This window comes from uncultured Gimesia sp. (assembly GCF_937910335.1).
Lineage (GTDB): Bacteria > Planctomycetota > Planctomycetia > Planctomycetales > Planctomycetaceae > Gimesia.
In genome coordinates, this window is the sequence record NZ_CALEMX010000025.1 from 1 (window position 1) to 12,610 (window position 12,610).

General features: G+C 44.3%; 13 protein-coding genes. 6 read left to right on the plus strand and 7 right to left on the minus strand.

Features of this window, described 5'->3' with window-relative positions; genetic code table 11:
- Both Q0668_RS00985 and Q0668_RS00990 read right to left on the minus strand, forming a co-directional pair.
- Window positions 1-1,021: tetratricopeptide repeat protein (locus Q0668_RS00985; protein ID WP_298859037.1), on the minus strand; the 1,021-nt coding region annotated here is incomplete at its 3' end.
- An 80-nt stretch (window positions 1,022-1,101) separates the two neighbouring features.
- Window positions 1,102-2,475, minus strand: coding sequence for a hypothetical protein (locus Q0668_RS00990; protein ID WP_298859038.1), 1,374 nt, complete (start codon window positions 2,473-2,475; stop codon window positions 1,102-1,104).
- A gap of 424 nt (window positions 2,476-2,899) precedes the next feature.
- Here Q0668_RS00990 and Q0668_RS00995 point away from each other — a divergent pair, with 424 nt between their 5' ends.
- The 5 genes from Q0668_RS00995 (at window position 2,900) to Q0668_RS01015 (ending at window position 5,160) form a co-directional block, all read left to right on the plus strand.
- Window positions 2,900-3,106: a hypothetical protein gene (locus tag Q0668_RS00995; RefSeq protein ID WP_298859039.1), complete on the plus strand. Its 207-nt coding sequence runs from the start codon at window positions 2,900-2,902 to the stop codon at window positions 3,104-3,106.
- Window positions 3,099-3,302: a hypothetical protein gene (locus Q0668_RS01000; protein WP_298859040.1), complete on the plus strand. Its 204-nt coding sequence runs from the start codon at window positions 3,099-3,101 to the stop codon at window positions 3,300-3,302. Before Q0668_RS00995 ends, Q0668_RS01000 begins: the two co-directional genes overlap by 8 nt.
- 47 nt (window positions 3,303-3,349) lie before the next feature.
- Window positions 3,350-3,616 (plus strand): hypothetical protein, encoded by a 267-nt coding sequence (locus Q0668_RS01005; protein ID WP_298859041.1) that lies wholly within the window; start codon window positions 3,350-3,352, stop codon window positions 3,614-3,616.
- A gap of 84 nt (window positions 3,617-3,700) precedes the next feature.
- On the plus strand, window positions 3,701-4,288 hold the full coding sequence (locus Q0668_RS01010; protein ID WP_298859043.1) for a sigma-70 family RNA polymerase sigma factor: 588 nt from the start codon (window positions 3,701-3,703) through the stop codon (window positions 4,286-4,288).
- A complete protein-coding gene (locus tag Q0668_RS01015; RefSeq protein WP_298859044.1) occupies window positions 4,285-5,160 on the plus strand; it encodes a hypothetical protein in 876 nt (291 codons plus the stop codon). The genes Q0668_RS01010 and Q0668_RS01015 overlap by 4 nt, the downstream gene beginning before the upstream one ends.
- 93 nt (window positions 5,161-5,253) lie before the next feature.
- Here Q0668_RS01015 and Q0668_RS01020 read toward each other — a convergent pair whose 3' ends face one another.
- From Q0668_RS01020 to Q0668_RS01040, 5 genes are all read right to left on the minus strand, one after another.
- Entirely contained in the window at window positions 5,254-7,296 is a 2,043-nt protein-coding gene (locus Q0668_RS01020; protein ID WP_298859046.1) for a PQQ-binding-like beta-propeller repeat protein, read from the minus strand.
- Between the two features lie 120 nt (window positions 7,297-7,416).
- Complete coding sequence (locus Q0668_RS01025) at window positions 7,417-8,088, minus strand: hypothetical protein (RefSeq protein ID WP_366918855.1); 672 nt, start codon at window positions 8,086-8,088, stop codon at window positions 7,417-7,419.
- Window positions 8,089-8,138: 50 nt separating this feature from the next.
- The gene (locus Q0668_RS01030) at window positions 8,139-8,543 is read right to left on the minus strand and encodes a PQQ-binding-like beta-propeller repeat protein (RefSeq protein ID WP_298859048.1); all 405 of its coding nucleotides are present in this window, start codon (window positions 8,541-8,543) and stop codon (window positions 8,139-8,141) included.
- 65 nt (window positions 8,544-8,608) lie between these two features.
- Entirely contained in the window at window positions 8,609-9,526 is a 918-nt protein-coding gene (locus tag Q0668_RS01035; RefSeq protein ID WP_298859050.1) for a PhnD/SsuA/transferrin family substrate-binding protein, read from the minus strand.
- A gap of 86 nt (window positions 9,527-9,612) precedes the next feature.
- On the minus strand, window positions 9,613-10,965 hold the full coding sequence (locus tag Q0668_RS01040) for a hypothetical protein (protein WP_298859052.1): 1,353 nt from the start codon (window positions 10,963-10,965) through the stop codon (window positions 9,613-9,615).
- A 655-nt stretch (window positions 10,966-11,620) separates the two neighbouring features.
- On the opposite strand from Q0668_RS01040, the gene Q0668_RS01045 reads away from it, so the two are divergent.
- Window positions 11,621-12,610: sulfatase (locus tag Q0668_RS01045; protein WP_298859054.1), on the plus strand; the 990-nt coding region annotated here is incomplete at its 3' end.

Sequence of the window (12,610 nt, forward strand, 5' to 3'; positions counted from 1 at the left end):
GAAATTTTTTGCGCAGCATAGGCAGCAATTCTTTGCCAATCGCTTCAGCACGATCCCATTCATCGATATCCTGGTAGAGCAGCATCAATGAATGCCTGACAAACAAAGCTTGCTTATCATTGGCTCTCCCCGTTTTCTGGTTTATCTCAACGATCTCTTCAAAAAGTTTCTGCGCACCAGACACATCTTGCAGGGCATATAGAACACCAGCCAGTTGATACATTCCCGATACTGTTTCGACGTGTGTTCGCCCCAGAGACTTTCGGCGGATCTCCAGCGATTCTTCAATTTTCGCACGAGCTTCTGTCAGATTTTCCTGTTGCTCATACATCACACCTAGATTGCAGAGCAATAAAGCATACTCAGTCGTCTCAGATTGGAAATATTTCTTGCGAAGATCGATAGCCCTTTCTAGTGTCGCCAGAGCATCAGTGAATTTGGCAGCCCGATATTGAGTTGCAGAAAGTACTTCAAGACTTTTCACAACTTCTTTATTATCCTCACCTTTCCAGCGTTCGACCACTTTGATGGCTTCCTGCATTATCTTGGCTGCACGGGCAAATTCTCCCTTTCCGTCAATTTCTGAAGCGTAATTCACTTTGGCAACTGCAGTATCCGGGTGATCGTAGCTGTAGACTCGTCGAAAATAGTACCAGATAGATTGCCAGGCCTGTTCGCGCTCAGTGGAATGAAAGTCTGATTTGATTGCAGTCGCTTTTTTTCGGATTTGCCGAGCTTCAGTGAGTAATGATTTCTGTTCTTCTGTTTGTGGAAGATTTTTCAAATCTTTGAGCAGGACCCAGCCTTTTTTGGAAACTTTTGGATGTTTAACCCAAGCCCACTTGCCCTCCGTTCGGAATGCCCAGACTTTTTGACCACGCCGAATCGTGGCAATGGTGTCGTTATTCACTTTCATCAAAGTCGAGGCGGCTGTGACTTCTACCATCTTTTCGGCATAAGCGCATGTCACAGGTGTAATAAAATTGAAACTGACCCATACAAGTATCCAAAATAATTTCATAATCTCACCTGTCATAATACTTATGGCACTAAATACAACGATTCAATTGATTGTTTTATTCCAGCCTCTTACATGAACTATCAGGGCTTGTAGTAATTAATTGTAACCGACATTACGGGAGTGGGGTCGGTGTTAAAGGTGACTGTTTCCACTTTATTAGCTGTTTTCGCTCCTTGTACAATTAAACCTCGTGCTTGAGAGCCCTTACGACCCGCAAGACGGATCTGATGCTTTAATGCTCCTAGATTCTTAGGTTGCTTTGTTGGCTGAACCCCTCTTAACATTGCTGTCAGATCTTGTTCATCTTCATCAAGGATCGCTAAGATTGGTTTGGCAGCGCTGAGTTCTTGAAATACCGTCATATGAATCTGCCCGATCTGGCGTCCATAATCCATTGCCCGTCGGGCTGATTCTGCTTTTGATAAAACAGTAAACTTCTCGGCAACATTATTCTTCATCTGATAACCTCTTACGACCGTTTTTGTGTAGTCTGGCGACAAAATCCATTTGGTACAGTCAAAATCTCGCACGACTTGACGATACAGAGTGTTCTCGCCATTCACTTTCAAGACAATTCCAAGTCGGCCACGCGCAGAAGGGTTTCGAATGAGCGCTATTTCAACCTTCTGGCCTGCTCTAGGTTCAGCGACAAAAGCCTGACCCTGTCTCATTTCGATAGACACTGGTTGACCATCATAAAACAGATCCAACTTGACTGGAGCAGCAGTATCGAATAAGGGAAATTTCACCTGCTGTGTTTTGACTTGAACCGCTTCTTTGAGAACCAATTGCTGTTTCTGTTTTTGACTATCTTTGAAAGTCAACTGTGTTGAACCATCATCAAATGCTCCTCGTAATAAAAAACTTTCGCCAATACCTCCAAGCACCTCTGCATCAAGTTCCACTTCAAAAACTTCACAGGCTCGTTCCAATTTTCCCCCACTCTTGTTGAAGCATAGAATGCCGATACTAGCGCGCTGATTATCATCATGAACCTGAATAATGCCTGTCAGAAAAGCGTCTGCGATAACAGATTGATTACCCCATGCAAGCTTGAAACGAGGTCCGAATAATGCCTTTCGCCCTGCTTCAGTCAAGTGGCTGGCCTCGTCAATCTTTGCCGCCCTTGCGCTGGCGTCCTTAATAATTTTAAGTTGGCGCCTTTCATCAAGAGGGTTCGCCAGAATCAATCCAACTTCCAAACGATCTGCCAATAGAGAATTAAGGGAACCCGCACTACTGGTAGTCTTCTCTCCCGGCTTCTTAACGCGAAACTTGAGGACTCCAACTGTCTTGAATTCGTTTTCATTGAGATAATTAATCACTTTGGGAATCTGTTTCTGAAGTTGGTGGTGAATTCCATCCGCTTGAGTTTTTTCCACGAACAGAAAATTTACTACTCCAAAAACTAGTAGGGACAACGTCGTTCTGATGATATTGGCTTCGAATCTCATGATAACCTTGCTGCCTATGAGAAAATGATCTGAATATTGCTGGTCAATACACTTTAAACAACTCTCATCCTGAAATCTTTCCGACTCTCTGGTTTTTTTAGAAATCCTCTTCTGGAACTATCATTCTCAGAAATGCCAGACACTTGCCACTGTTCATTTCCAAGTCGAAATAGTGGGCAGTTTCGGAGATATGACCGAAAAATGATATGAGCAACACATCAGGGTGTCATATCAACATATTTTTCACCAAGGCCATTCAATCGATTTAACACAATAGAAACAGAGATTTTCACAATCTGAAGAATTTATACAGAATCTGTGGAAGATCATCACCAGTGTTTCGTTCTCCTTTTGAAAGCCGGGAATAGTTAGTTCCTGAAAAAGAACAAACTCAAATCATAATTAGAAAGTCAGAAAAATGAACATGTTATTTGACATCGCAGTAAACGTTACATTTATCACACTTGGAATTAGCTCAAATGGAAATAATCCGGAAGTCAATCAGACTGCAGGATGCCATAGAAACCCTGTGATCTCTGTTACAGAAAACTTCAGCCAGGACCATCAGATTTCACGGTTTGGTGTAGACGTCGACGATAAATCCCTGGAGAAATTTAGTCGATATGCCTGATTTTCTTGAAATCGAACTAAATGTGTTATTGTGGATTCGCAGGTCTAAGGAAGACATCAACGGCTCCAACCCAATAGTAATAAATGATTTAGACGCCGGACAGGCGATTTCAGTTTTACCTCATTTTACCCAGTCAGAAATCTTTAAAAAAAAGGACATTGGGGGGAAGATCAGGCAAACTGATCCGTTTCCCTGATATCAAACAAACTTACCTACTATTTGAAGATCAGACAGGAGAGAGTGATGAGGAGCATGAAAAAAACATTGGTATTGGCAGTTCTGGCGGGTCTGCTTGCTGTTTCAGGGACGTCCACTGCCTCAGCCGGCCATGCTTGCCAACCACAACAACAATGTCGATATCAGCAGGTAACTACATACCAGCTTCAGAAAAAGTATCAGACGCATTACATCACTCGATATGACCACTGCGGCAAGCCATATCAGGTAAAAACAGTTCGCTGCTATACAATTAAAGTTCCCATCACCCGTTGGGTTAAAGTCTGTTACTGAGCTCACGGGGTAATACATTATAAATTTGGGCTCAGGCTGAATGGATGACTTGTGAGCTAAATTGGCTCAGGGTACATTAGAGTCATGTCCAACAGCCTGAATCTTATTTCATCTACCGACGAGCAGCTTACGAACTTAATCAAAGTGCGTGAGCCATCGTCTGTACAGAAACAAGAGGCAGAAATGGCATTCAATAGTTTATATGATCGGCATGCCCCTTTCCTGTTAGCGTTTCTCAAAGTTCGTGTTTCGCCTCATATCAATGCATCCGACATAGCCCAGGAGACATGGATGCGTGCCTGGCAAAAAATCCCGACACATTTTGATGGGTCGCACTTTCGTGGTTGGCTATTTCAAATTGCCAAGAATTTACTATTAGACGAATTTCGCAAAAAAAAGACGACCTCTTTAAACGAAGAAATTGATCTTCCCGAGACGCAAGATTCGACTCAGGAATTCATTCAACAGGAAGAAAAAACGAAACTGCGGGATTGTATGAGCCAACTGGATGAAGTCAGGCAAGAAATTGTCAAACTCCGATTATCAGGTGAAAGTCATCGAGAAATCAGTGAGCGACTGAATGTAGAATATAATACAGTACAAACTCGTTTCCATCGCGCGAAACAGTTTTTAGAAGACTGTGTTAATCAGCAAGAAAAGGAGACAGCATGAATCTCGCTGCCTTCGACCTGCCAGAACAAACACACGAACTCAGCGATTGGCTGGCAACACAAATTACGGGTCCAAACCTGTCATCTATCGTAGCACAGCTCTCTGCCGTCCATTCAGATCATGATTATGATCTGACGATCGAAGCGATCTGTGGTGAGCAGTGGAACAGCATTATTCAAAACGGCTTTTCGGAACTGACACAGGCTCAATTTCAACAACTACTCACGCATCCGTACTTGTTAATGGAGTTGCAGGAACGCCTGCTGTTGGAAGGTGAAGAATATTGGCAGAAACAATTTCTAAACCAAAATGATGACTCTGAAATCCAGCAAACGAAGCTTATCATTCAAGGGGCGCTTCAGAAACCGATTCTCGATTCGGAAGCGACTCAACAAGCCGAAGACTTTAAGAAGGTTCCATATCGAAAAATTTTCGCTTTGGGATTTGTCTCGGCGGCTTTAATTTTCGTCGCAGTTTTCATTAATCAAGGTCCAGAGGCCGCGCCCGGCTGGGGATGGAATCGCCCCGGAGTTTTAACTGCAGATATCCCGGCGGACCAATACCTGAATGGGCTGGCTGACTCAGCTAACGAATGGTTTAAGAAACCAACCGATACCAAAGCGGCATTACTCACACGTTTAACACAATTCCGCAATGGTTGTGAGACACTGATCAACGCCCCTCATCCACAACTTGCAAATGTAGATCGAACCTGGTTAATTAATCGCTGTCGAGCCTGGGCGGATAAGCTGGATAATCAAATCGTGGCTTTGGAAAAAGGAGCCGACCTCAAAACGGCAGATGCCAATGCAGATGCCTTGATTCACAAGCTGGTCAAAGCATTGCAAACCAGAGCGAAACAAGTTGCTTAAGCCTTCAACTGCAACATGCGGTCCAGGTGATCTGATCCATTCACTAATAGTAGCGAAATTGATTATGAAGCCTGTTCGAATCCAAGGTTTAATCTAATACCTGAGCCATAATACAATCACACCACTCGCGTAAAAACAGGCAAACGTTACCAGTTTTAAGATCACGCCGAATAATACTTTAACCGAAGTATCCTTTTTTAGATGCCATTCCCAAATCCCAAAGGGGAGTGCCCCGATTGGTCCTGCCAGAAATGCCCATTCAAAAATGAGACTCAGTCGACGGCAGAGCAGAAAGTAGAGGGTAAAAATGACCAAAAAACAGAATAAGGGAAGGTAGTCTCTCCAGAAAGATATTTTCATTTCCTTCACCCTGCGGAATTGCACGATCGCCAGAACCGGTTCCAGAGCAATAAAAAGACAAAGTGGCCAAGTGAAGACGAATTCCTGTGTCCAAGCACTGATCCAGGTGGTTCCCAATGCGCCGGTAACGAACGCCAAAACACGATAGCCAATAATCCATGTTAACATTCGACGCTCAGATTGAACGAAGCAAGCTGGGACCATAGCGAGAATCAGACTTCCAAGCAGTAATCCGGAACACCAGTAGAACCAGTTCCACAACCATTCGCGTGATGGGAGGTCGAATGCATACTCCGGCTCCACCGAAAGAATTTGACCAGCCCAATCAAAGTAACGATCCTGGGGAATATCAGACAGTGCCAGAGTATGTTGGTTCTTTGGCAGTAATTTGGGATCCCCCACATAGATACAAGCAGCTCTTGACTGGTTCCGAATATAAATACAACCACGGTGCAGGATGGGAGGCGTCCAGGTCAACTGACCAGTTAAAACAGAACAACGAGCCAGAATTTCACATTCATTCGGATTCGCGCGCAGTAAAATCAACTCGCCACGTTCATTAAGCATGATCAACTTACCATCCGCAACAACGATACCGGCCTGCCCTATTTCATCAGATGTATCATTGTTCGAACGCTCAGGACGTCCGGAGCCTTGTTCCCATAATTCATCCCCGGTTAAAAAATCAAGGCACCGAAATTTCCCACGTGATGGTCTTTGTGTTTTCGACTGTTGATCAAAAATGTCAAATCCATAAATCTTGCCATCAACAAGAACACTCGAAAGAACATCATTAGACAAGCTGCGGGAGCGCCAGATGTTCTTCAGGGGTTTATCCTGACTCAATTCCTCTGGTAATTCAAACAGCTGCGAACCGGATCGAAACGGAGCGGCAATCCACAAATATGGTTCTCGATAAATCGGCCAGGCGGAATGTTCGTCGTAACCTTCCGATAATTCGTGCTCATGCAATAGTTCCCCTGTTTTCAAATCATGGAAAACAAGCGCATTCTCTAGATATCCGACGACAAGCTGCCGTCCGTTTCGCTTAATCGGCATCGCAGGGTTGTAGCTGGCAGGTTGATCTCCCTCAGCCCAGGCAGTCTTACCATCAGATAAATTTAAAGCGACCAGGCTCGCTCCCGGCCCTCCTACCGGTAGAATCGCAAGATCATCAACAACAGTCGGCGAGCAAGAATATCCAAAGCCTGCCCCCCCTTTGCCTTGAAATTCTTCTACCACATTGCGAGACCAGAGTAATTTCCCACTCTTGGCATCCAGACAACCAATTAACCCGCTCGGTCCAGAAAACAGCAAACGCCCGCTAGCTAATGTTGGTGTCGCACGCGGTCCCGGATAAACACCTGCCAATTCATAAGGCCAGTCATAACGATATTCCCAAAGCGTCTTTCCAGTTCGTGCATCGAGACAATAGACATATTGTCCTTGCAGCGTCTGAGCTTGGGTATAAACACGATTGCCCTTGGCAACAAACGCCGAATAACCTTGTCCTAAATCTTTGACCCACAGCACGGGAGGACCTACTAGAGGCCAATGATCTGCAAGATGAATTTCCGACGAATGGGCGTCAGAATGTACGCCACGCACAAAAGGCCAACCATCTTCAGTCACACCTGAAGTCAAAAAAAGATTGCTTTCATCTGCCTGCAAATGGACAGGCACCACAACTGTCAGCATGCCCCAGATCGCCAGGAAGCTTAACCCTTGACAGAATTCATGCCTGTTACCCAACGCATTCAATAATAAATATATCACACGAGACCCATCATAAAAGACGGAACAGAGCCGAGAATATTATGTTACAGGGGGCCATGAGTACTAACGGGCTCACCCCAGACCTTTACAATACTGCGGCTACCAATCTGCTTGCAACATTTATTGTCCAGATAAGTCTACACAAATCAACTCGCTTTCGCCGCGCAGGTATAAACGACTTCCTACCAGAGCGCAGTGAGAAAATATATTATCATCGTTCGGCTTACTAAAAAGATTTAGCTTTGAAATCACCTTGAAATGATTTGCCTTGCCATCGAGTAATAATAATCGCCCTCCTTTTCCGATTACAAGAATCCTTTTTGAATCTGTAATCAGAGTTGCATAATCACTCAAAGCCGCTTCTTCAGCAAACCAAGTGGTTTTCAAGTTAAGTTTTGAATTCAGGCAAAACATTTCATTCCAGACACAATAAATCAGATCGCCAATTTGAATCGGAGAACTCATATCGGGATTCAGATCTTCGTTGACCGCAATGGGCTTTGGGTTAATCATTCCATTTGCATCGAAGGAAAACAGACGCGTACCGTTGTTTTCAGTGGTGACCAACAGATTTCCGTTGACAGCCAGCGGTGTAGGAACATTAAAATCGCCGGTAAATTCAGGAATCACTTTCCATAATCTCTTTCCCGTTTTGACATCCCACCCACCAAGCGAAATAGCATCGTGACCTACGATCTGCAACCGCCCACCAAACTTTCCAGCGATGAGAGAACCATAACCAGCGGCTTCTCCTGGAGTTTTCCATAGAGTTTTACCGGTTTTGGGATCCAAGGCAACCAGAGAGGCTTCTTTAGCACCGGGGTTTACAATGAGCTTGTTTTCTACAATGAGTGGCGAAGAGCAAGCTCCCCAGGTGGGTTTTGATTCCAGACCATATTCATCGTACAGATTTTTTTCCAGAGAATTTTACCCGTCAATCGTTCGACACAATGCAAATGGCCAAAGGCACCCAGCAGAAACACTAGATCATTATAAATCAACGGGGTTGCGCGTGGAGAAGGTCCATAGTCCAGCTCACCCGGCGCGTCATATTCCAAGCGCCACTGTAATTTCCCATCGCGTGCTGACAAACTGCGAAAAACATCTTTTTGGTCAGTAAGGTCACGATCCCCAAATATGACATTTTCGGATGTCGAAGCAATTCCTCCCAGCCCCGGAAAAGCAAGAGCAAACTTCCAGACTTGTTTTGCTTTGGGAGGAAGTGACGCAGGTAATTGCCGAGTCAAACCATTTCGGTGCGGTCCGCGCCACCCCGGCCAAATCTGTTCCGATAGTTTAGTCTGTTTGTAGCTTACTTTTTTTTTACATCTTCGGCTTTGTTCCGTTTAGAAATCTGCTTGGGAAGTTCAGCCGGTACAAAGCCGACAAGTGATTCTAACGCGACACAAAGTTCTGGATTGTGCCCCACATTCATAAGAGCAGATGATAATTGTCGGCGTTCTGTGGGCGTTATATTTCCACTGGAAAATGCAGTGATAAATGGAACTGGTTTTGTTTCCGCAACCACGCGCAAATCTCCTTTTTTGATCGTGCCGCAACCTTGCAACAGCGGTTTGGCATAGCTGGAAATGATAGCAGCAGCACGTACGTCTTTACCAAATTCCAGTATTTTGCAGGCACCATCGCTACAGGCTGCACTAATTTCGAGTTTTTCAGGAAGTTTCACGTTGGCATTTTTTAAAATGGTAACGGCAGCGAGATGTTTTTCATCACTGTCTGAGGGACCGAGTAAAATGCGATAGCCATTTAAGTCTTTGGCTGTTTTAGCAGGATCTTTAGCGGGGACGACAATCAACCCTGTTTGGGTTGTTTTTCCCTGGAGATCTGAGAGACTGGCGAGGACGTGAACCTTCATCTTCAATTTTTTCGCATCAGAGCGAACGACAGAATTCTTGCCAATGATTAGATAAGAACTCTCCTGTTCATCATCCTGAATCGCTTTCGAGAGTGAGTCTGAAAACGTGACTTTCACTTTGCTTCCCAAGCGATTTTCGAGATATTCGCCAAGCTTCTCATATTTACGTTGAGCATATCCCTTCACACACGGGCAAGAAAGGGGAGCCGCCAATGGATCCATCACGATCAACGAAAGTGTCCGCTGACTGTCTTCAATCGCTGGCGTTTTTTCACCCGTGTAAGCTGGCGCGACGCTTAATAAAAGGATCACAATCAGCGACATCAGTAGAATCGAGTTCTGTTTGAAAGTCACTTTTTCTCTCCCCAGATTGATGAGTGATATCAGATTGAAAGTCAGCTGCAAAACACGGTATGAAGCTAACGCGTGCCTGCAATGTCTCAACCTTTTTTCTTTGATGTACTTGCAGTTGCCGTCGGTTTTTGGGCCATCACAATGATATGATTTCGTGTCAGATCCATCATGTAAACCCGGCTACCATCAGGGGAAACCATAATAGAAACATTCTTACAACCCGGCACCAATTTTACTTTTCCAATAAAGTCAAGGTACTTCCCCTCTGTAGAATAACGTTTGATATATCCCAGATTCGATTCTGCCGTATAAACTTCGCCATTCCGCCCCACGGCAACATTCATGGGATTACAGCAACTTCCGAAGCCTTCAACTCCATTCCGATCCCGTTTTCCCCAATATTTGATCAGTTTTCCTTCACTATCATAATGATTAACACGATGCCTTGAGTTTTCTGCTACAAAAATTCCCTGCTGGTTACATTGAACATCCATCTGTCCACAACAACCCCGAAGACCTTTCACAATAATCTTTCCATTTTCATAATTTTTATCGGTACGCCAAACTTCGTAACCATACCCGGTAGCTGCTGAGCAGGCAATGAAGATCTCTTTATCGTTAGTAGACAGTGATGAAACCCTTAATTTACGTTTTGATAAGGCTTCTACCTGAGCGTCGATTTCTTTTTCAGTCAGTTGTTTTTGCTTGGTCTCTTTTTCCATCTTTTTATAATGTGCCATGATGCTTTCATAGCCAACAATTCGTTTCTTCTCTTGTTCGGATAACGTCTTACTTTTACTTTTGATATCGTCGATCATTTTTTGGAGGCGAGGCACCATTGTTACAGTGACATTTGAACGTGCCTTCATTTGTTGCACGACCTGTTCGCGTAATTTCCCGCTATTTTCTTTAACCGCTTTGGCGTGAGGAGCATCTTTGGTCATGAGCAATTTTCCGTGTGAGTCAAGTTTGATTAATTTCCCACTACCGGCGATGTAAACCATATCGTCTTCATCTACATTAATCGCATCCGGGGCGATGGGAACCTTCCATGTTTCAAGCAACTTCCCGTCACGATTAAATACCCGAATTTCTCCCGGACCATTACCACAGGCGGCTATAAGATTTCCTGCTTTGTTCATACAAAACGTATTGATTCGCATAGTCGAATCAGATTTACTGCCCACTTCAATAATCGCAATTTGCTCGTGCGTCCCTGCGGGCACTTTCACAGATTTTTTCGAACTCAAAGTTTGGAGGGGGGAAGAAGTTCGGACGGTGGGAGATGAGAGTCGCTTACCTCTAGTAAATGTTCCCGAAACCTTCCCTCCATTTTTTTGGGGTTCGACGGCTTCAGCATTATTCATTGTCGTTAGACTGCAAAAACACCCAAGAAAAACCGTCAGCAACATCCAGGAAAAAGAATGAAAGTCACGCATCACTGTACTCCATTATTAAAGAGTGATTTGATTCAGGGACTATCTTCGTATTACACTGTGAGAAATCCCAGTATTCTATTGAAAAGACATCAATTCATTATCCGTAAAACGATACGCAAAATGCGCACGCTTGTTATGCCTCAGGTATTTTGTGAAATCTGACTTGTCTCGATTTAGAAGTTACCAAAGAGAGAATCCTCCTCAGATCTACTGATGTGAAATGATCTATACTTACGTATAATAACCTAATGCTCTCCGAATGAAATACCATAGAATCAACATTTCAGAAAACGAGACATTTTATTAGACGATCAGAATCACAAAATGTTTCAAGTATTTACTGACCTAGAATGCAGGATTAAAGTCACGCTTCGGATACAGAGTTCAATTCGTTTTAGAGACAAAAATATCATCTCTTTATGCTTAATTATTCCAAAATTAGTCAAATAACCCACTGTATCAGCGAGCAATTCGTTGCGGTAACATACTTCGATAATTCCACTTACAATTGATCTTAAAGATTTGACGATCAACGTGAACCAGGGCCAGTGATGACTTAGTATGAAATTATGATCCCGCTAAAATGGGGCCATAAGCAACACAAAGTTTGTACAATCTCGGATTGACTATTCCACAATATTCTGGAGCGACTCAAATGAAACCTCTTTTGAAAGGATCGTTTTTCCGTGCTGCGACAGCGTTTGTGATCTGTACCAGTTTGGCAGGGACATCAAACGGCATGTCTCCCAAACGTCCTATGAACGTCGTATTCTTTCTAGTTGACGATCTCGGCTGGACTGATCTGGGTTGCTATGGCAGTGATTTCTATCAAACGCCCCATATCGACCAGCTTGCCGCTGATGGGATGAAATTCTCACAAAACTACTCGGCCTGCAATGCTTGTTCGCCAACACGTGGTGCATTGATGACCGGTATGTATCCGGCTCGTACTCATCTAACGGATTGGATTCCCGGCTGGGGGAAACAGTATAGCCAATTCGCACTTCTACCCCCAAAATGGAAGCAGCATCTAGAGCAGAAACACACTTCGTTACCCGAAGCACTGCATGACGCCGGCTTCACGACGCTGCATTTAGGAAAATGGCATCTTGGCGGTTCGGGAAATCTCCCTCAGGATCACGGATTCGATATCAATATTGGAGGTTCCAAACGTGGTTCACCAGCAAGTTACCACTTTCCCTACGGTGGTGCTGCGATGAAGTGGCAAAGCAATTTGACTAAGTCACAGCGCGAAGGACGCTACCTCACAGATCGACTGGCAGACGAAGCGGTTGCTCTCATCGAACAGAATAATGAGAAACCTTTTTTTCTATATTTCTCATTTTACTCGGTACATGCCCCCATTCAGGGTCGGAAAGACCTGGTGCAGAAATACAAACGATTGCCAGCCGGTGAAAATCACAAGAACCCAGAGTATGCGGCTATGGTGGAAGCCGTTGATGAAGCAGTAGGACGCGTCCGAAGTCAACTTGAACAAAGCGGAATTGCAGACCAAACATTAATTGTATTCACGTCGGATAATGGCGGTGTTCGGCGCAAGACGAGCAGCAACGCTCCGTTACGAGGTGAAAAAGGACAGCATTGGGAAGGTGGTTCACGAGTTCCGGCAATTGTGCATTGGCCC